Origin of the sequence: Streptomyces sp. NPDC090442, assembly GCF_044769405.1 — a bacterium.
In the GTDB taxonomy this organism is placed as follows: domain Bacteria; phylum Actinomycetota; class Actinomycetes; order Streptomycetales; family Streptomycetaceae; genus Streptomyces.
In genome coordinates, this window is record NZ_JBIVXW010000013.1 from 16,511 (window position 1) to 36,446 (window position 19,936).

The following is a 19,936-nucleotide window of genomic DNA, read 5'->3' on the forward strand; positions in this document are numbered from 1 at the left end:
GCGGATAAGGTCGCAGCGGCGCGACTGCCAGTTCGAAAGCAAGGGGAAACACGGTGGCGGACGCAGCAAGGACAAACACAGCACACGTGCTGATCGCCGCGGACAAGTTCAAGGGCTCGCTCACGGCCGTGCAGGTCGCCGAGCACGTCACGGCCGGTCTGCGGCGCGTGGTCCCCGGTCTGGACGTGGCGGCGGTCCCGGTCGCGGACGGCGGCGACGGGACGACCGCGGCGGCGCTGGCGGCCGGTTTCACCCGGCACGAGGCGCGGGTCACCGGCCCGACGGGCGAGCCGGTGACGGCCATCTTCGCGTTGCGCGAGGACGGCACCGCGGTGGTGGAGATGGCCGAGGCGTCCGGCCTCCAGTACCTCCCGCACGGCGTCTTCGCGCCGCTCACGGCCACCACGTACGGCACCGGCGAGCTGCTGCTGGCGGCGCTGGACGCGGGGGCGACCTCGATCGTGTTCGGCGTCGGGGGCAGTGCCACCACGGACGGCGGCGCGGGCATGTTGGCGGCCCTGGGCGCGCGGTTCCTGGCCGCCGACGGGACGCCGGTCGGTCCGGGCGGCGGGGGCCTGCGGGAGCTGGCCACGGCCGACTTCTCAGGGCTCGACCCACGGCTGGCGGCGACGGACATCGTGCTCGCCAGCGACGTCGACAATCCGCTGACCGGCCCCAAGGGCGCACCGGCGGTCTACGGGCCGCAGAAGGGCGCGACCGAGGAGGACGTCGCCGTCCTGGACGCGGCCCTGGCGCACTACGCCGAGGTACTGGAGCGGGCCGTCGGCCCGAAGGCCGCCGAGCACGCGCTGGCGCCGGGTGCCGGCGCCGCCGGCGGGATCGGGTACGGCGCGCTGGCCGGGCTGGACGCCGCGTTCCGGCCGGGGATCGACGTGATGCTGGAGGTGCTGGGCTTCGCCCCGGCGCTGGCCCGGGCCACGTTCGTGATCACGGGTGAGGGGTCGCTCGACGCGCAGACCCTGCACGGCAAGGCGCCGGCCGGGGTCGCCGCGGCGGCGCGGGCGGCGGGCATCGACGTGGCCGCGGTCTGCGGGCGGTTGCGGCTGCCCCAGGAGGCGCTGGCCGCGGCCGGCATCCGGCGGGCGTACGCGCTGACGGACCTGGAGCCCGACCCGGCCCGCTGCATGGCCGAGGCGGGGCCGCTGCTGGAACGCGCGGCCGAGCGGTTGGCGCGGGACTTCCTGGCCTGAGCCGGGGCGGCCCCGGCGCCCGCGGCACACGAAGAGGCCCCGAGCGGACGGTTCCGCTCGGGGCCTCTTCCCGTGCTCGGTGGGGCGCCGCCGCCCCGGCCCGTCAGGGCTGGTGCGCGGCGTGCGACTCGGCGCGCGACTCGCGGCGGTTGTCGCGGAAGGTGTTGACCCTCCGGGCCGTCGCGAAGACCGGGATCATCGCGCCCAGGACGATCTGCAGGGCGCAGCCGGTCTGGAGCAGCAGCTGCCCGTTGGGGGCGTCCAGGGCCCAGGCGGCGAGCATGCCCATGCTGAGCACGATCCAGCTCAGCATCGCCACCGCGAGCCGGCCCCGCGGCTTGGGGTACTCGACCCGGCTCACCATCAGCCAGGCCACCCCGATGATCGCCAGCAGCGTCGGCAGGAACGGCAGCTCCAGCAGGACGATGGCGACGACGGTCAGGGCGCCGAACGGGCTCGGCATCCCCTGGAAGATGCCGTCGCGGATCGTGACGCAGGAGAAGCGCGCGAGCCGGAGCACCACCGCCAGGAGGACCACCACCGCCGCGACCACCGACACCTTCTGGTGCGCGTCCTGGGCGACCATGCCCCAGGTCACGACGAAGTACGCGGGTGCCAGCCCGAAGCTGATCAGGTCGGAGAGGTTGTCGAGCTCGGCCCCCATCGCCGAGGCCCGCAGCTTGCGCGCCACCAGCCCGTCGAAGAGGTCGAAGACCGATGCCAGCAGCATCAGGATCACGGCCATCGCCGCGCTGTGCCGCGCCATCCCGCCGTCCTCGGTCCCCGTGAGGTGCGGGATGAGCACGCCGGTGGTGGTGAAGTACACGGCCATGAAGCCGCAAATGGCGTTGCCGAGCGTCAGGGTGTCCGCAATTGACAACCGCGTCGACAACGGCATGTCGTCGACCTCGTCGTCGTTCTCCGGCGCCCAGCTCGCCTGTGTCTCGGGATCAATCACGGTCAAGGCGAGTCACCCCCGCGGTAGTGGCCTGGCCGACCTCGACCGCCGGCTCCACGCCCTCCGGGAGGTAGACGTCCACCCGCGAGCCGAAGCGGATCAGCCCGATGCGCTCGCCCTGCTCGACCTTGGTGCCCTGGGGCACGTACGGCACGATGCGGCGGGCGACCGCGCCGGCGATCTGCACCATCTCGACGTCGCCCAGCTCGGTGTCGAAGTGCCAGACGACCCGCTCGTTGTTCTCGCTCTCCTTGTTGAACGCCGGGACGAAGCCGCCGGGGATGTGCTCCACGGACGTCACCGTGCCGGCCAGCGGCGCGCGGTTGACGTGGACGTTCAACGGGCTCATGAAGATCGCGACGCGGGTGCGCCCGTCCTTCCACGGCATGATGCTCTGCACCACGCCGTCGGCCGGAGAGATGACGCGTCCCGACGCGATCTCCCGCTCGGGGTCGCGGAAGAACCACAGCATGCCGGCCGCGAGTGCGGTGGTGGGCACGGCGACGGCGGCCCAGCGTCCCGACCGGCGGGAGCGGGCCAGGCTGACCGCTGCCGTTGCCACGGTCGGGAGGAGCCACGGCGACGCTCCGCGCGCGAGGCGGACGCGACCGCGAGGTGCAGAGGATTGGCTGTGGGGCATGAATGACCTTCGTAGCGGAGGATGCCGCATATGGATACGGGGGACGGCGGCTTTCCTGGGATGCTATCGGTTGCGAGCGGCAACTGGCCAAGAGCCAGAGCCAATCCATGGCCGAAGAACGATGACACGGTGTGATCTTTATCTACCGGAAAATGGCCCAAAGGGGACGTTCAGCCCTGGATCCGGTACTCCTCAAGTAGCCGGCGGCCGATGATCATTTTCTGGATCTCGGCCGTGCCCTCGCCGATCAGGAGCATCGGGGCCTCCCGGTAGAGGCGCTCGATCTCGTACTCCTTGGAGAAGCCGTAGCCGCCGTGGATGCGGAAGGCGTCCTCGACCACCTCCTTGCAGTACTCGGAGGCCAGGTACTTCGCCATGCCCGCTTCAAGGTCGTTTCGTTGTCCGGAGTCCTTTTTGCGTGCGGCATTAACCATCATGGCATGGGCGGCCTCTACCTTTGTCGCCATTTCTGCCAGCTTGAACTGAATGGCCTGGTGCTGGGCGATCGGCTTGCCGAACGTCTGCCGCTGCTGGGCGTAGGACACGCCGAGTTCGAAGGCACGCTGGGCGACGCCGCAGCCGCGCGCGGCCACGTTGACCCGGCCCACCTCGACGCCGTCCATCATGTGATAGAAGCCACGCCCGCTCTCGCCGCCGAGGACCCGGTCCGCCGGAACGCGCAGACCATCCATGATCAACTCGGTGGTGTCGACGCCCTTGTAGCCCATCTTCTCGATCTTGCCGGGGATGGTCAGGCCCGGGCGGACCTCGCCGAAGCCGGCCTCCTTCTCCACCAGGAAGGTCGTCATCGACTTGTGCGGAGCGGTGCCCTCCGGGTGGCCCTCGTCGGTCCGGCACAACACCGCCACCAGCGTCGACGAACCGCCGTTGGTGAGCCACATCTTCTGACCGTTGAGGACGTAATCGTCGCCGTCCCGCACGCCCTTGGAGGAAATGGCCGAGACGTCGGAACCGAGTGCCGGCTCCGACATCGAGAAGGCGCCCCGGATCTCGCCGACGGCCATCTTCGGCAGGAAATATTCCTTCTGTTCCGGTGTGCCGTGCTGCTTGAGCATGTAGGCCACAATGAAATGGGTGTTGATGATGCCCGACACGCTCATCCAGCCGCGGGCGATCTCCTCGACCGTCAACGCATAGGTGAGCAACGACTCGCCGAGGCCGCCGTATTCCTCCGGAATCATCAGCCCGAACACGCCGAGTTCCTTCAGGCCCTCGACGATCTGCGTGGGGTATTCGTCGCGGTGCTCCAGCTCGGTGGCGACCGGGATGATCTCCTTGTCCACGAAATCCCGGACGGTGGAGAGGATTTCCCGCTGGATGTCGGTCAGGCCCTCGGTCTGTGCGAGACGCGCCATGGGGTCACTTCTCCTTACGGGCCGCGGGGGCCTTGGGCTCGGGGCGGCCGGGCTGTTCGCCGCCGCGCTCCTCGATGTAGGTCGCCGTGGGGACCATCACCTTGCGCCGGAAGACGCAGACCAAGGTGCCGTCCTGCTTGTAGCCCCTGGTCTCGACGTGCACGATGCCGCGGTCGGACTTGGACTTCGACGGCGTCTTGTCGAGCACCGTGGTCTCGCCGTAGAGGGTGTCGCCGTGGAACGTCGGCGCCACGTGCTTCAGCGACTCGATCTCCAGATTGGCGATCGCCTTTCCGGAGACGTCCGGCACCGACATGCCCAGCAGGAGGGAGTAGATGTAATTGCCGACGACGACGTTCTTTCCGAAGTCGGTGGTCTGCTCGGCGTAGTTGCTGTCCATGTGCAGCGGATGGTGGTTCATGGTCAGCAGGCAGAACAGGTGGTCGTCGTATTCGGTCACCGTCTTGCCCGGCCAGTGCTTGTAGGCGTCGCCGACGGTGAACTCTTCGTAGGTGCGGCCGAACTGCATCGCGCTCATGCCTCCGGGGCTTCGAAAGTGCTGTTGCGGGTCATGCCGGCGGCCCGGCCCTTTCCGGCGATCACCAGCGCCATTTTGCGGCTCGCCTCGTCGATCATCTCGTCGCCGAGCATTGCCGAGCCCTTCTTCCCACCCGCCTCGGACGTGCACCACTCGTACGCGTCCAGGATCAGCTCGGCGTGGTCGTAGTCCTCCTGGGACGGCGAGAAGACCTCGTTGGCCGCCTCCACCTGGCCCGGGTGCAGCACCCACTTGCCGTCGAAGCCGAGCGCGGCGGCGCGGCCGGCGACCTCGCGGTAGCCGTCGACGTTCTTGATCTGGAGGTAAGGGCCGTCGATGGCCTGGAGGTTGTGCGTGCGGGCCGCCATCAGGATGCGCATCAGGATGTAGTGGTAGGCGTCCGCCGGGTAGCCGGGCGGCTGTTCGCCGACCACCAGGGACTTCATGTTGATGGACGCCATGAAGTCCGCCGGGCCGAAGATGATGGTCTCCAGACGGGGCGAGGCGGCGGCGATCGCGTCGACGTTCACCAGGCCCTTGGCGTTCTCGATCTGCGCCTCGATGCCGATCCGGCCGACCTCCAGGCCCATCGTCTTCTCGATCTGCGTCAACAGCAGGTCCAGGGCCGTCACCTGCGCGGCGTCCTGCACCTTCGGCAGCATGATGCAGTCGAGGTTCGCCCCGGCGCCCTCGACGACGGTGACGACGTCCCGGTAAGTCCACTCGGTGGTCCAGTCGTTGACCCGCACCACCCGCGTCTTGCCCGTCCAGTCGCCCTCGTTGAGGAACGTGACGATGGTGTGCCGGGCCTCCGGCTTGGCCAGCGGCGCGCAGGCGTCCTCCAGGTCCAGGAACACCTGGTCGGCCGGCAGGCCCTGGGCCTTCTCCAGGAAACGGGGGTTGCTGCCGGGCACCGCCAGGCAGGAACGGCGCGGACGCAGGCGCTGCACGGGCGCACTCATGCGAGGACCTCCATGGGGTCGAGTTTGTTCGCGGTGCGGATCTCGTCGACGATACGGCCGATGATCTCCGTGATCCCGAAGTCCTTCGGGGTGAAGACGGCGGCGACACCCGCCTCGCGCAGCGCCGCGGCGTCCGCGGACGGGATGATGCCGCCCACGATGACCGGCACTTCGGGCGCTCCGGCCCGACGCAGCCGCGCCAACACGTCCGGCACCAACGCGGCGTGCGACCCCGACAGGATCGACAGCCCCACGCAGTGCACGTCCTCGGCGACCGCCGCCGCCACGATCTGCTCCGGGGTGAGCCGGATGCCTTGGTATACCACCTCGAAACCGGCGTCCCTGGCTCGCACGGCGATCTGCTCGGCGCCGTTGCTGTGCCCGTCCAGGCCGGGCTTGCCGACCAGCAGCCGCAGCCGCCCGCCGCCGAGTTCGGCCGCGGTCCTCGCGACCTTCTCGCGGACCGCCGCCAGCGGCGTGCCGGCCTCCGCGGTGACCGCCACCGGCGCGCCCGAGACGCCCGTGGGGGCCCGGAACTCGCCGAAGACGTCCCGCAGCGCCCAGGCCCACTCGCCGGTCGTCACGCCGGCCCGCGCGCACTCCAACGTCGCCGGGAAGAGGTTGGTGGTGCCCGCCGCGGCCTTCTTCAGCGCCGAGAGCGCCTCCTGCGCCCGCAGTTCGTCCCGGTTGTCCCGCCAGTCGTGCAGGGCCCGTACGACGCGCTCCTCGTTGGCCGGGTCCACCGTCATGATCGCGGTGTCCAGGTCGGCGGTGAGCGGGTTGGGCTCGGTCGACTCGAAGCAGTTGACGCCGACGATCTTCTCCTCGCCGGACTCGATCCGGGCCCGCCGCTCGGCGTGCGCCGACACCAACTGCGACTTCAGATAGCCGGATTCCACGGCCGCCATCGCGCCGCCCATCCCCTGGATCCGGTCGATCTCGGCCAGGCAGTCGGCCACCAGGGCGTCCACCTTGGCCTCGATGACGTGCGACCCGGCGAAGATGTCCTCGTACTCCAACAGGTCCGACTCGTGCGCCAGCACCTGCTGGATGCGCAGCGACCACTGCTGGTCCCAGGGGCGGGGCAGGCCCAACGCCTCGTTCCAGGCCGGCAGTTGGACGGCGCGGGCGCGGGCGTCCTTGGAGAGCGTGACGGCGAGCATCTCCAGGACGATCCGCTGGACGTTGTTCTCCGGCTGCGCCTCGGTCAGCCCCAGGGAGTTGACCTGGACGCCGTACCGGAAGCGGCGCTGCTTGGGGTTCTCGATGCCGTAGCGCTCGTGCGTGATCCGGTCCCAGATCTGCGAGAACGCCCGCATCTTGCACATCTCTTCGACGAACCGGACGCCCGCGTTGACGAAGAACGAGATGCGCGCGACCACATCACCCTTGCGGTCCTCGGGGACCTGCCCGGACGCGAACACCGCGTCCAGCACGGCGATCGCGGTGGACATCGCGTAGGAGATCTCCTGGACCGGGGTGGCCCCCGCCTCCTGCAGGTGGTAGCTGCAGATGTTGATCGGGTTCCACTTCGGGATGTTGTTGACCGTGTACGCGATCATGTCGGTGGTTAGCCGCAGCGAGGGGCCCGGCGGGAAGACGTGCGTCCCGCGCGAGAGGTACTCCTTGACGATGTCGTTCTGCGTGGTGCCCGCCAACTTTCCGGTGTCGGCACCCTGTTCCTCGGCGACCACCTCGTAGAGCGCCAGCAGCCACATGGCGGTGGCGTTGATGGTCATCGAGGTGTTCATCTGCTCCAGCGGGATGTCCTGGAACAGCCGCCGCATGTCGCCCAGATGGGACACCGGGACCCCGACCCGACCGACCTCGCCGCGGGCCAGGACGTGGTCGGGGTCGTATCCGGTCTGCGTCGGGAGGTCGAACGCGACCGACAGGCCGGTCTGGCCCTTGGCGAGGTTACGCCGGTACAGCTCGTTGGACGCCTCGGCGGTGGAGTGCCCGGCGTACGTCCGCATCAGCCACGGACGATCCTTCTGACGCTCAGTCATGTGATCCCGATTCTCAGGCGTTCCGGCCGGAGGCGCCGGTGTGCTGGCCCGGCGCGTCGTCGCGACCGCGCTTGTTGGTCCGCTCCGCGGGCGCGTCGCGGAACAGGTTGATCGCGTCGATGTGCTTGGCGCGCTTCTCCTCGTCGCGCACGCCCATGCCCTCCTCGGGGGCCAGGCACAACACGCCGACCTTGCCCTGGTGGACGTTGCGGTGGACGTCGTGCGCTGCCTGGCCGGTCTCGTCCAGGCGGTAGGTCTTGGAGAGCGTGGGGTGGATCTTGCCCTTGGCGATCAGGCGGTTGGCCTCCCACGCCTCCCGGTAGTTGGCGAAGTGCGAGCCGACGATCCGCTTCAGCGACATCCACAGGTAGCGGTTGTCGTACTCGTGCTGGTAGCCGGAGGTCGAGGCGCAGGTGACGATCGTGCCGCCCTTGCGGGTGACGTAGACCGAGGCGCCGAAGGTCTCCCGGCCGGGGTGCTCGAAGACGATGTCCACGTCCTCGCCGTCGGTCAGTTCGCGGATCCGCTTGCCGAACCGCTTCCACTCCCTGGGGTCCTGGTTGTGCTCGTCCTTCCAGAACTTGTACCCCTCGGCACTCCGGTCGATGATCGCCTCGGCGCCCATCTTCCGGCAGATCTCCGCCTTGTGGTCGTTGGAGACCACGCAGATCGGGTTGGCGCCGCCGGCCAGCGCGAACTGCGTCGCGTACGAGCCGAGGCCGCCGCTGGCGCCCCAGATCAGGACGTTGTCGCCCTGCTTCATCGCCGCGCCGTTCTGCGAGACCAGCTGCCGGTAGGCGGTGGAGTTCACCAGCCCCGGGGCCGCCGCCTCCTCCCAACTCAGGTGCCGCGGCTTGGGCATCAACTGGTTGGACTTGACCAGCGCGATCTCCGCGAGGCCGCCGAAGTTGGTCTCGAAGCCCCAGATCCGCTGCTCGGGGTCGAGCATGGTGTCGTTGTGGCCGTCGGAGGACTCCAGCTCCACGGACAGGCAGTGCGCGACGACCTCGTCGCCGGGGTGCCAGGCGTTGACGCCGGGGCCGGTGCGCAGCACCACGCCGGCCAGGTCCGACCCGATGACGTGGTAGGGCAGGTCGTGCCGCTTGGCCAGCGGCGAGAGCCGCCCGTAGCGCTCCAGGAACCCGAAGGTCGACAGCGGCTCGAAGATCGAGGTCCACACCGAGTTGTAGTTCACCGAGGAGGCCATCACGGCCACCAGGGCCTCGCCGGGCCCGAGTTCGGGCACCGGCACGTCTTCGACGTGCAGCGACTTACGGGGGTCCTTCTCGCGGGTGGACAGGCCGGCGAACATGTCGACCTCGTCCTTGTGCACGGTGACCGCGCGGTACGACTCGGGGAGGGGCAGGGCGGCGAAGTCCTCGCGGGTACTGTCCGGCGCGAGGATCGCGTCAAGAATCTGGTTCACGGAATGCCTCCGGCGAAGCACGTATGGAACGGCTTGAGGGAACGTCGGGGGTGGTGCGGGGCGGTGCCGTCGGTTCGGCCGGTGGTGCTCGGCATGGCGCGGGTGAGCGCGGGTCCAGCGGTAGCTGGGAGGTGCCTGTGACGCAGGCGTCCGGGCGCGCGAAGTACTTGCGGGGACAGTCGGCGCACCGGGGTTGATCGGTGTGCCGGCCGCCCGGACACCACCAACGTATGACACCCGGTGCCAGGCCGCAAGACACTGAGTGCCATGATTTTCTCGGTTGAGTAAGTGGGGCTTCAGATGAGCGATGATCGTTCAACTGCGCCCGCGTCGGCGTCGATTGGGACGCCCGCGGCCGCAATGCGGACCGCCCCGTTCGCGTCCAGCCGCGGGAGGGCGGCGGACGCGAACGGGGCGGTCGGCGGTATGCGTTACGGATCTTGCCCGGAGCCGAGGGCCCGGGTCAGTGGCGTTCCTTGAGGGCCTTGCGGATGGTGCGCATGACCTCGTCGAGGGGGGCGTCGGTGCGGGCGACCGCGACCAGCACCGCGCCCTCCCGGGAGACGGTGGCCGGCGGCGCCTCCGCGGAGGTGGCCCGGCCCGCGCCGATGCCCGCGCCGAACGTCTCCCGGACGATCTCGAAGGCGTGGTCCAACTGAGTCTCCACATCGCCCTCCGCACCGGCCCGCAACCAGCGGCGCAGCACGTGGTTGTGCGCGGTGACCACGGCGGACGCGGCGACCTCGGCGAGCAACGGGTCGTCGTCGCCCTCGCGGTGCGCGCCCTCGTCGAAGTGGCCCAGCAGATAACGGGTGAACAGCCGCTCGTAGCGGGCCACCGAGGCGATCTCGGCCTCCCGGAGGGTGGGTACCTCGCGGGTGAGGCGGTAACGGGCCACCGACACCGCGGGCGCGGACGCGTACATCCGCATGACTTCCTTGATGCCGCGGCAGACCGTGTCGAGGGGGTTCTCGTGCGGCGGGGCGGCGTCCAGGACGGCCTCGGCGCGCACCAGGGTGTCGTCGTGGTCGGGGAAGATCGCCTCTTCCTTGGAGCGGAAGTGGCGGAAGAAGGTGCGCCGGGCGACGCCCGCGGCGGCCGCGATCTCGTCGACCGTGGTCGCCTCGTATCCCTTCGTCGCGAACAGCTCCATGGCGGCGGCCGAGAGTTCCCGGCGCATTTTCAGGCGTTGGGCGGCCGCCCGGCGGGTGCCGGGGGTGGGGGAGCCGGAGGCGTCGGAGGACTGCGGGCGAGCGGGCTGGGACATGTGGGGAAGGTACTGCATATTCCTGCGTCCTGCGGCATGAGGTGCCGCTCCGACCCCCGTGACCTGGGGCGGGCCGCTGGCCGAGGGCTCCAGCAGTCCGCCCCACCCGCCCCCGCTCCGGGGGCGCCGCCGCGGGTCAGCGCCGGGCGTACTCACGGAAGCCGCGGCCGGTCTTCCGGCCGAGGCAGCCCGCCGCGACCAGGTGCTCCAGCAGCGGCGCCGGCGCCAACCCCGGGTCGCGGAACGCGGCGTGCAGCACCTTCTCGATGGCGAGGGAGACGTCCAGGCCGACCACGTCCAACAGCTCGAACGGGCCCATCGGGTAGCCGCCGCCCAGCTTCATCGCCGCGTCGATGTCGTCCGGCGACGCGTAGTGCTCCTGGACCATCTTGACCGCGTTGTTCAAGTACGGGAACAGCAGCGCGTTGACGATGAATCCGGCCCGGTCGCCGCAGTCCACCGGGTGCTTGCGGACCTTCGCGCAGACCGCGCGCACCGTGGCGTGCACGTCGTCGGCGGTGAGGACGGTACGGACCACCTCCACCAGCTTCATGGCCGGCGCCGGGTTGAAGAAGTGCATCCCGATGACGTCCTGGGGGCGCGAGGTGGCGCGGGCGCAGGCGACGACCGGCAGCGAGGAGGTGGTGGTGGCCAGCACGGCGCCCGGCTTGCAGACCTTGTCCAGGGTGCGGAACACCTGCTGCTTGACGGCCAGTTCCTCGGCCACCGCCTCCACCGCCAGGTCGACGTCGGCGAACGCGTCCAGCGACCCGGACGGGGTGATCGCCGCGAGCGCCGCGTCGCGCGCCTCGGCGGTCAGCCGGCCCTTGTCCACCGAGCGGCCCAGCGACGTGGCGATCCGGGCCTTGGCCCGCTCCGCCTTCTCCTGGCTGCGGGCGGCCAGTACCACCGCGAAGCCCGCCTTGGCGAAGACCTCGGCGATGCCGCTGGCCATCGTGCCGGAGCCGGCGACGCCGACGCTGCGGACCGGCCGGCCGGCCGCCCGGCCGTCCCCGTCGGCGGCGGCCGGCGTGAGGTCGTCCGGCACGACGGCCGCGGAACCGGGTGCCTCGTAGGTGTAGAAGCCGCGGCCCGCCTTGCGGCCGGTCAGCCCGGCGTCCGCGAGCTGGCCGAGGATCGGCGCGGGCGCGTGCAGCCGGTCGCGGGACTCGGCGTACATCGCCTCCAGGACCGTCCGGGCGGTGTCCACGCCGATCAGGTCGAGCAGGGCCAGCGGCCCCATCGGCAGACCGCAGCCGAGCCGCATCGCGGCGTCGATGTCCTCGCGGGTGGCGTAGCGCGACTCGTACATCGCGGCGGCCTGGTTGAGATAGCCGAACAGCAGCCCGTCGGCGACGAATCCGGGGCGGTCGCCGACCGCGATCGGGTCCTTGCCCAGCTCGCGGGCGAGGTCGGTGACGGCGGCGACCGCGGTCGGCGCGGTCAGCACCGAGGAGACCACCTCGACCAGCTTCATGGCCGGCGCCGGGTTGAAGAAGTGGACGCCGAGCACCCGCTCGGGGCGCTGGGAATCGGCGGCGAGCCGGGTCACCGACAGCGCGTTGGTGCCGGTGGCCAGGACGGTGTCCGGGCGCACGATGCCGTCCAGCGCGGCGAAGACCTCCCGCTTGAGGGCGTAGTCCTCCGGCACCACCTCGATGACGAGATCGGCGTCGGCGGCGGCCCGCAGATCGCCGGAGGTGCGGAAGCGGGACAGCGCGTCCTGCCGCTCCCGTTCGGTGATCCGCTCCCGCTGCACGGCGCGGGCGGTGGCGGTTTCGAGGGCGGCCCGGGCCCGCCGGATCGCGGACTCGTCGGTGTCGATGCCGATGACCGTGCGGCCGGCGCGGGTCAACACCTGGGCGATGCCGGTGCCCATGGTGCCCAGGCCGACGACGGCGACGGTGGAGAGGGACAACGCGGAGCGGACGGTGGAGAGATCAGGGGTGGACTGAGGGCCCATCACGAGACTCCTGAAGGTGTTCCCCTTGTAAGGGCAAGGGGAGAACGTGACGACTGAAGGGGCGGGCGCACGGCGCGGAAGACTGCGGCAACGCGCGGTCTACCGGCGGCGGTTGGGCCGCGGAAGCCACGGCACCGCGGGCGGCGCCTACTGTGGAGGAGCGCGGCGGACCCTGTCCCGAGGCCGTGCCGCTTCCCCCCTGAGGGGCGTGCTGTGTGGATGCCGCGCGCGGGGCTGTCGTGCCCGCGCACGCGTGGTGCTGTTGCGGTGTGCCGAACCGACGTCACACTCCGGCGGCTGCGTCACCAGGCCGCCCGAGCAGGGGTGCTGCTCGTTGAAGCAGGTTAACCGGTGGGTAACCGAAGCGCCAGGGGTAATGCGGGGCATGAGGTTGTGGTGCGGGCCACGCCGGAAGAACCGGCCCGGCCAGCGGGAGGGGAGCGGTAAATGGAAGACGAATTCCACGAGTTGACGGACCGGGTGCGAGCCGAACTCCGCTCCCCGCAGGATCTGGTCGCCTACGAGCGGCTGCTCGGGCTGGCCCGCAAGAACACCCCGGCCGGCCGCGAGGAACTCGCCCGGATACTCACCGCGGTGGAACGTCCCCTGTGGGCACGGGAGATCGCCGCCTTCATCCTGGGCTGCGCCGGCGACAAACGCGCCTTCGAGACCCTGGTCCTGCTGCTCAACTACCGCGAACCGGTCCGCTGCGCCACCGCCGCCCACGCCCTGGGCAAGCTGGGCGACCCGCGCACCGCCCGGGCCGCGGCCGCCCTGGCCACCAACCCGCTGCGCACCGCCTACGCCCTGCACCCCGTCCGCCTGCTCGCCGAGCTCCGCGCCCCGCAGTCCGTCCCGGCGCTGATCGCCACCCTGGAACGGCTGTTGACCCCGCACAACCCGTACTGGCGGGTCGCGCTGGCCTGCGTGGAAGGGCTGGGCGCGCTCGGCGACAAGCGGGCCGTGCCGGCGCTGCGGGCGGCCGCCGCCCACGCCCGGCTGGCCGCGGCCGCCTCGGCATCCCTGGCCCGCCTCGGCGTCCACGAGGACCCACCGGGGGTGGTCAGCGGGCGGGCCGCCGAAAGGGCGCCGGGAGAGGCCGGCCGCACCGGCCCGGTCGCCTAGGCGGGGCCGACGCCCTACGGGAGCGGGCGCCGGTAGCGCAGTTCCGGGACGCGCCGACCGGCCACGTCCTCGGACCGCTCCGCCCCGTCCGGTGCGAACCCGGCCCGCTCGTAGAAGCGTTGGGCACGGGCGTTGCCGCGTACCACCCACAGGGACAGCGCGCCGAAGCCGCGAGCCCGGGCCCCGGCCGTCCCGGCGTCCAGCAGCGCCCGTCCGACGCCCGTCCCGATGAGCGGCGGCGCCACGTAGAGGGCCAGCAGCTCGGCCACGGGCGCGCGGCCGGACGGCAACTCCCGGCGGCCCGGCGCGAGATCGGGATCCCGGGCCGGGCCGGCGGCCAGCCAGCCGACGACCCCGCCGGACCGCTCGGCCACCAGCTCCCACGCCTCGGGCCGGCGGCGCGCGAACCACTCCCGCCGCCGGTCGGCGTCCTCCGCCACGCTCAGCGCCGCCAGGTACGCCGGTGGCATCAGCCCCCGGTACGCCGACTGCCAACCGCGGACCCGCACTTCCGCGACCGCGTCGACATCGGCCTCCGTCATCTCGCGTACCCGCAACCCCCGCTCCGGCCGCACCGCCATCCCCTCACCAACCCCATCCGTCCCCCGCATCGCGGTCTCCACGACGTCCGCCTGTCCGCTCGGCACATTCCGTCGAGGGTCCGGTCCGCCGTGGACACCGGTCAATCCGATTTCGGTCCGCCCGGCCACTCCTGGGGAACGCCTTCTGGACACCGCACTTGACCTTGTCCCTGGGGTCAGGGTCCGAGGCTTGCGGCATGGCACTCACACCTCTGGAGACCGCCGGGGCGCCGCGCACCGGGCACCGGGTCGTCGTCATCACCGGGGCCGGCACCGGCATCGGCCGGGCCGCCGCGGTGGCGTTCGCGGCGGAGGGCGCGCACGTGGTGGCCGTCGGCCGCCGTCCCGGGCCGCTGGCCGAGACGGTCGCCCTGGCCGCCGGCACCGACGGCGCGATCACCCCCTACCCCGCGGACATCACCGCGCACGGCGTCCCGGCGGCCGTCGTACGGCACACGGTCGAGACCCACGGCCGGCTGGACGTCCTGGTCAACAACGCCGCGGTGGTCGGCAGCGGGGCCCTCGGCAGCCACACCAAGGAGTCCATGGCGCCGCAGTTGGCCACCAACCTGGTCGCACCGGTCCTGCTCACCCAGGAAGCGGTGCCCGAACTGGAGCGCACCGGTGGGGTGGTGGTGAACATCAGCACCTCGGTCGGCCAACGGGCCTGGCCGGGCAACGCCGTCTACGCCGCCACCAAGACCGGCCTGGAACTCCTCACCCGTAGCTGGGCGGTGGAACTGGCGCCGCGCGGCGTCCGGGTGGTGGCCGTGGCACCCGGGGCGATCGACACCCCCATCGCGGACCACCAGGGCTGGTCCCCGGAACACCGCACGGCACTGCGCGCCTGGCAGATCGACCACACCCCGATGGGCCGCATCGGCCGCCCGGAGGAGGTCGCCTGGGCCGTCACCCGACTCGCAGCCCCGGCTGCGGCGTTCGTGACCGGGGTGGTGCTTCCGGTGGACGGCGGCGCGGTGGTCGGCTGAACGGGGCCGGTAGCGTGGGGGCGGGCCGGGGTAGCGCGGCCGGACCCCCGCGCCGGGTCGGCCCGCACGAGGGGAGGTGATCCGGTGCGGATCGGTGAACTGGCGGACGCCACCGGGGTGTCGCCGCGGGCGCTGCGCAAGTACGAGGACGCGGGTCTGATCGACTCGCGGCGGGCGGCGAACGGCTACCGGGTCTACGACGACCTCGTCGCCAACCGCGTCCGCAACGTCCGTCATCTCCTCGACGCCGGCCTCACCCTCGCCGACGTCGCCTGTTTCCGGGACTGCCTGGACGGCGACCTGTCCACCGCCCCGCCGTCGCCGGAGGGCCTGCGGATCGCCCGCGCGCGGCTGGCCGTCATCGACCGGCGGATCGCCGCCCAGACGGCCGCCAGGGACCGCCTGGCGCGCGCCCTGGACGTTGCCGGCCCCTGAGCCGTGCCGAGCCCGCCCGGGCGCGCAGAGGCCCGCCCGGCCCCTCACAGCAGCGTCAACTGCGTGGCCCCCGGCGTCGGTTCGTCCGCCTCGGCGGGCGGCGCGGGCTCGGGCGGGATCCGCCGCGCCTGACCCGGCCGGAACGGCCCCAGGCCGCACTCGGCCGCCAACTCGTGCACCTGCCGGGTGATCCGGCGCTGGTACCACCTGGGCGCGTACGCGCCGCCGGCGTAGAGCGCCTCATAGCGCCGCACCAGGTGCGGATGGTGGTGGCCCAACCAGGACAGGAACCACTCGCGGGCGCCCGGTCGCAGATGCAGCACCAGCGGCGTGACCGAGTCGGCGCCCGCCTCGGCGACGGCCCGGACCGTGGCCCGCAGCTGCTCCGGGGTGTCGGACAGGAACGGGAGCACCGGGGCCATCAGCACCCCGCAGGGGATGCCGTGGGCGGCGAGGGTGCGCACCACGTCCAGGCGGCGCCCGGGGGCGGGCGTGCCCGGCTCGACGGTGCGCCACAACTCGCCGTCGAGGAAGCCGACGGAGACCGAGATGCCCACGTCGGTGACGTCGGCGGCCTGCCGCAACAGCTCCAGATCGCGCAGGATCAGGGTGCCCTTGGTGAGGATCGAGAACGGGTTGGCGCGGTCCCGCAGCGCCGCGATGATGCCGGGCATCAGGGCGTAGCGACCCTCCGCCCGTTGGTAGCAGTCGACGTTGGTGCCCATCGCGATGTGGTCGCCGCGCCAACGGGGCGCGGCCAGTTCCCGGCGCAGCAGTTCGGGGGCGTTGACCTTGACCACGATCTGGGAGTCGAAGCCGAGGCCGGTGTCCAGGTCGAGGTAGCCGTGGGTGCTCCGCGCGAAGCAGTAGACGCAGGCGTGGCTGCACCCGCGGTACGGGTTCACGGTCCATTCGAACGGCATCCGGGAGGCGCCCGGGACGCGGTTCACCAGGGAGCGGGCGCGCACCTCGTGGAAGGTGAGGCCGCGGAATTCGGGGGTGTCCACCGTTCGGGTGACGACATCCGTGCCGAACAGCGCGGAGGGGCTTTCGCCCAGATTGTCCCAGCGCATCGGGCCTCCTGTTGCGATCCTGCCGAGCCCCCAGGTCGATAATAGAACACACGTTCGCTTCCGGGGTGTCAACCCGGATTTGGGCCCGCTGCCCAGTGGTGGTTGGCTTGTCCGCGCACCGCAGGTTGGCGGCGCACGCAGGTCCGGCAGCCGACTACTGGAGGAAGGCACACATGGGGCAGGTAGAGGCCACCACGCAGCGCGAGATCGCGGCGGATCCGGAGGATGTGTTCGACGCGCTCGCCGACTACAGCGGCACGCGCCGGCAACTGCTGCCCGAGCAGTTCAGCGAGTACGAGGTCCGTGAGGGCGGCGACGGCAAGGGCACTCTCGTCCACTGGAAGCTCCAGGCCACCAGCAAGCGGGTGCGCGACTGCCTGCTGGAGGTCGACGAGCCGACCGACGGCCAGCTGGTGGAGAAGGACCGCAACTCCTCGATGGTGACCACCTGGGTCGTCACCCCGGCCGGCGAGAACCGCGCCAAGGTCGTCGTCACCACCACCTGGCAGGGCGCCACCGGCATCGGCGGCTTCTTCGAGCGGACCTTCGCCCCCAAGGGACTTGGTCGGATCTACGACGCGATCCTCGCCAACCTCGCGGCCCACATGGAGAAGTGAGGGCGGCTCCCGTCGTAACCCGTTCGGGGAGCGGTCATGCTCACCGGTTCGGGTGGTTTCCCCGGGGCGGTGCCGTTCGTGCTTTCGGTCGGCCCGTCGACGGAAACCCCAGATGGGAGCCCAAGAGGCCTCCCAGGTGCGGCACTTGAGGTCCGTTCCCGCCCCTCCTGTTCCGATTCTCCTCGCTTGATCGTTGTTGTCGCCGGTGCGAGAAATGGGCGCCCGCAGCAGCGTGACGAGGGGAGCAGGACGTGGGCGGGACCACCCTGAGCGAGCGGGACCGGCCGGACAGGCCGACCGCCGCCGAGGCGACCGCGGGCCCGGCGCCGCAACCGGCCGAGCCGGCGAACGCCGAGGCGCCGGAGGTCCTGTCCGGCCCCCGGCCGCCGAGGGCGCCCCTGCCGGTGCTGCTGGCGCTGGTACTGCCCGCGGCCCTCGGCCAGACCGCCGTCCTCCCCGCGCTCCCGGCCCTCGCCGCCGAACTGCCCGGCCACCCAAGGGCGTTCTGGGTGGTGGCCACCTGCCTCCTGGCCACGGCCGTCGGCCTGCCCCTGGGAGGCAAGCTGGGCGACCTCCTCGGCAAGAAGACCGCTCTCCTCCTCGCGCTGCTGGTCTTCGCCACCGGCGCGGGGCTGGCCGGGGCGACGCACGCGCCGCCCCAACTGCTCGCGTTCCTGGCCCTCCAGGGCCTCGGTGCCGGCGGCCTGCTGGGCGGGGTCCACGCGATCCTCGCCGAGACCACGCCGGACCAGGGGCGGGGCCGGGGCCGCCGCACGGCCGCAGCCGTCACCTGTGCCGTGGCGCTGCTCGTTGGCCCGTTGGTCGGCGGATACTGCGCGGACCACGGTGTCTGGCGCTGGAGCCTCACCCTCACCGTGCCGCTCGGCCTGCTGCTCCTCCCCGTTGCCGCGGCCGCGCTGCGGTTGCCCCGGCCCGCCGGCCGCCGCCCCCGCCCCGACCTCGTCGGCGCGCTGCTCCTCGCCGGCCTCGCCATCTGCCTGACCCTGCTGGCCAGTTGGGGCGGCACCCGCTACCCCTGGGACGCGCCGCTGATCCTCGGCCTGGGAGGCGGCGCACTGGCCGCCGCGGCACTCTTCCCCGTCGTCGAGCGCCTCGTCACCGCGCCGCTGATCCCGCCCCGGCTGCTCCGGGAGGTGCTCTTCGGACGCACCGGCCTGGTTGCCGCGGCCCTCGGCATCGCCCTCTACGGGGCGCTCCGCCACCTCCCGGCCGTCCTGCCGCCGGCCGGCGGCCCCACCGCCACCGCGTCCGCGCTGTCGATGCTGCCCCTGCCGGGCGCGCTGCTGCTGGCCTGGTTCACCGCCGACCGGATCATCCGCCGCACCGGCCACGTCATGGTCCTCCCGTTCCTGGGCTGCGCGGTGGCCGCGGCGGGCAGTTGGCTCCTGGACCACCCGCGCCCGGACGCCTCCCGGATGGTCCTCGGCCTGTGGTCCGGCTTCCTGGGGCTCGGCCTCGGGTTGGTGCTGCCGGTGCTGGTGCGCGCCGTCCGCGCCCGCGTGCCCGACCCCGACCCGACCGGCGCCCCCGCCTGCCTCCGACGGCTCGGCGGTGGCATCGGCGCGGCCCTCGCCCTCGTGCTGCTCGTAGCCCGCCTCACGGCCCAACTGCCGCTCCCCGGCGCGCTCGTGGACCCGCACCTGCCGGACGCCCTGCCCGCCACGCTGCGGGACGGCTACGGCGCCCTCGCCGCCTACGCCGAGGCCGTGCCCGGCAGCCTCCTCTTCCTCGCCCCGGCCCTCGTCCTGGGCATCCTGCTCGCCCTCTTCCGGAAAGAGAACACCCTGGTGTCCCACGCCCCACAGACCTCACCGACCGCATACCCGCCGTACGGCGACCCCGCGGACCCCGCCGCCGTCCCACCGGCCCGCGCCGCGGCCGACGCCCCGGTCAACCCCGCGACCAACGGGGACGGTTACCCGGCCGGCCGCCTGGCGTACGCCGGGGCGCCCGCGCCCGCCACGGCCGGCGTCCCGGTATGCGGCACCGTCCAGCACCACGACGGCAGCATCGTGCCGCGCGCCGCGCTCACCCTCATCGACGTCGCCGGCCGGCAGATCGGCCGCGGCGCCACCGGAGAGGACGGCCGGTACGCCCTGAGCACCCCGGGGGCCGGCGCCTATGTGCTGATCGCGGCCGCCGGCGGGCACCAACCGCAGGCCGTCACCGTGACCGTCGGCGAGCGCCCGGTGGAGCTGGACGTGGTGCTCGGCGGCGCCGGACGGCTCGCCGGTACGGTCACCACCGCCGACGGCACCCCCGTCCGCGACGCCATGGTCACCCTCACCGACGTCCGCGGCGAGGTGGTGGCCACCACCCGCAGCGGGCGCGAAGGCGGCTACGTCATCGGGGAGTTGGTGGCGGGGGAGTACACCCTGGCCTCCAGCGCCCCGGCGTTCCGCCCGGCCGCGCTCCCGGTCAGCGTCCAGGCGTCCCGCGAAACCCGTCAGGACGTCGAACTCGCCGGCGGCGCCGTGCTGCGCGGCACCGTACGGGCCGGCGACGGGCGCCCGGTGGAGGACGCCCGGGTCACCCTCCTCGATGCCGCCGGCAACGTGGTGGACACCGCGACCACCGGCCCCGACGGGCTGTTCCGCTTCGTCGACCTGTCGGCCGGCGAGTACACCGTGATCGCCGCCGGATACCCGCCGGTCGCCACCGTGCTGCGGGTCGCGGGGGGCGGCCGGACGGAACGGGACCTCCAACTGGGGCACGAGGACTGACGCGACGTCCTCACCCGCGCAT

General features: G+C 72.2%; 17 protein-coding genes. 6 read left to right on the forward strand and 11 right to left on the reverse strand.

Annotated features, from left to right (window positions below; genetic code table 11):
• The first annotated feature begins 86 nt into the window (after positions 1-86).
• The gene (locus ACIQU6_RS11915; RefSeq protein WP_403481485.1) at positions 87-1,211 is read left to right on the forward strand and encodes a glycerate kinase; all 1,125 of its coding nucleotides are present in this window, start codon (positions 87-89) and stop codon (positions 1,209-1,211) included.
• A gap of 103 nt (positions 1,212-1,314) precedes the next feature.
• Here ACIQU6_RS11915 and pssA read toward each other — a convergent pair whose 3' ends face one another.
• The 9 genes from pssA to ACIQU6_RS11960 all read right to left on the reverse strand — a co-directional run bounded on the left by pssA (position 1,315) and on the right by ACIQU6_RS11960 (position 12,350).
• On the reverse strand, positions 1,315-2,175 hold the full coding sequence (pssA, locus tag ACIQU6_RS11920; RefSeq protein WP_274912444.1) for a CDP-diacylglycerol--serine O-phosphatidyltransferase: 861 nt from the start codon (positions 2,173-2,175) through the stop codon (positions 1,315-1,317).
• A complete protein-coding gene (locus ACIQU6_RS11925; RefSeq protein WP_403481486.1) occupies positions 2,162-2,809 on the reverse strand; it encodes a phosphatidylserine decarboxylase in 648 nt (215 codons plus the stop codon). The genes pssA and ACIQU6_RS11925 overlap by 14 nt, the downstream gene beginning before the upstream one ends.
• A gap of 170 nt (positions 2,810-2,979) precedes the next feature.
• On the reverse strand, positions 2,980-4,185 hold the full coding sequence (locus ACIQU6_RS11930) for an acyl-CoA dehydrogenase family protein (protein WP_403481487.1): 1,206 nt from the start codon (positions 4,183-4,185) through the stop codon (positions 2,980-2,982).
• Between the two features lie 4 nt (positions 4,186-4,189).
• A complete protein-coding gene (locus tag ACIQU6_RS11935; protein ID WP_403481586.1) occupies positions 4,190-4,714 on the reverse strand; it encodes a MaoC family dehydratase in 525 nt (174 codons plus the stop codon).
• A gap of 5 nt (positions 4,715-4,719) precedes the next feature.
• Positions 4,720-5,685: an HpcH/HpaI aldolase/citrate lyase family protein gene (locus tag ACIQU6_RS11940; protein ID WP_403481488.1), complete on the reverse strand. Its 966-nt coding sequence runs from the start codon at positions 5,683-5,685 to the stop codon at positions 4,720-4,722.
• Positions 5,682-7,694 (reverse strand): protein meaA, encoded by a 2,013-nt coding sequence (locus ACIQU6_RS11945; protein ID WP_403481489.1) that lies wholly within the window; start codon positions 7,692-7,694, stop codon positions 5,682-5,684. The genes ACIQU6_RS11940 and ACIQU6_RS11945 overlap by 4 nt, the downstream gene beginning before the upstream one ends.
• Before the next feature lie 13 nt (positions 7,695-7,707).
• Positions 7,708-9,120: a crotonyl-CoA carboxylase/reductase gene (gene ccrA, locus ACIQU6_RS11950; RefSeq protein ID WP_403481490.1), complete on the reverse strand. Its 1,413-nt coding sequence runs from the start codon at positions 9,118-9,120 to the stop codon at positions 7,708-7,710.
• Between the two features lie 463 nt (positions 9,121-9,583).
• Entirely contained in the window at positions 9,584-10,387 is an 804-nt protein-coding gene (locus tag ACIQU6_RS11955) for a TetR family transcriptional regulator (RefSeq protein ID WP_403481491.1), read from the reverse strand.
• 136 nt (positions 10,388-10,523) lie between these two features.
• A complete protein-coding gene (locus tag ACIQU6_RS11960; RefSeq protein ID WP_403481492.1) occupies positions 10,524-12,350 on the reverse strand; it encodes a 3-hydroxyacyl-CoA dehydrogenase family protein in 1,827 nt (608 codons plus the stop codon).
• Positions 12,351-12,797: 447 nt separating this feature from the next.
• Between ACIQU6_RS11960 and ACIQU6_RS11965 the strand changes: the two genes are divergently transcribed.
• Positions 12,798-13,475 carry a HEAT repeat domain-containing protein gene (locus ACIQU6_RS11965; RefSeq protein ID WP_403481493.1) on the forward strand — a complete coding sequence of 226 codons (678 nt, stop codon included), beginning with the start codon at positions 12,798-12,800 and terminating at the stop codon, positions 13,473-13,475.
• Positions 13,476-13,489: 14 nt separating this feature from the next.
• Here the strand turns inward: ACIQU6_RS11965 and ACIQU6_RS11970 are convergent, their stop codons facing one another.
• A complete protein-coding gene (locus ACIQU6_RS11970) occupies positions 13,490-14,017 on the reverse strand; it encodes a GNAT family N-acetyltransferase (RefSeq protein WP_403481587.1) in 528 nt (175 codons plus the stop codon).
• 236 nt (positions 14,018-14,253) lie between these two features.
• On the opposite strand from ACIQU6_RS11970, the gene ACIQU6_RS11975 reads away from it, so the two are divergent.
• Together ACIQU6_RS11975 and ACIQU6_RS11980 are read left to right on the forward strand one after the other, a co-directional pair.
• On the forward strand, positions 14,254-15,045 hold the full coding sequence (locus tag ACIQU6_RS11975; RefSeq protein WP_403481494.1) for an SDR family NAD(P)-dependent oxidoreductase: 792 nt from the start codon (positions 14,254-14,256) through the stop codon (positions 15,043-15,045).
• Positions 15,046-15,129: 84 nt separating this feature from the next.
• Positions 15,130-15,480, forward strand: a complete 351-nt coding sequence (locus ACIQU6_RS11980) for a MerR family transcriptional regulator (protein WP_403481495.1) — start codon at positions 15,130-15,132, stop codon at positions 15,478-15,480.
• A gap of 44 nt (positions 15,481-15,524) precedes the next feature.
• On the opposite strand, the gene ACIQU6_RS11985 is transcribed toward ACIQU6_RS11980, so the two are convergent.
• Positions 15,525-16,553 carry an Rv2578c family radical SAM protein gene (locus ACIQU6_RS11985; protein ID WP_403481496.1) on the reverse strand — a complete coding sequence of 343 codons (1,029 nt, stop codon included), beginning with the start codon at positions 16,551-16,553 and terminating at the stop codon, positions 15,525-15,527.
• A 173-nt stretch (positions 16,554-16,726) separates the two neighbouring features.
• On the opposite strand from ACIQU6_RS11985, the gene ACIQU6_RS11990 reads away from it, so the two are divergent.
• Entirely contained in the window at positions 16,727-17,170 is a 444-nt protein-coding gene (locus tag ACIQU6_RS11990) for an SRPBCC family protein (RefSeq protein WP_274912434.1), read from the forward strand.
• 251 nt (positions 17,171-17,421) lie between these two features.
• Complete coding sequence (locus tag ACIQU6_RS11995; protein WP_403481497.1) at positions 17,422-19,914, forward strand: collagen binding domain-containing protein; 2,493 nt, start codon at positions 17,422-17,424, stop codon at positions 19,912-19,914.
• Positions 19,915-19,936 lie beyond the last annotated feature (22 nt).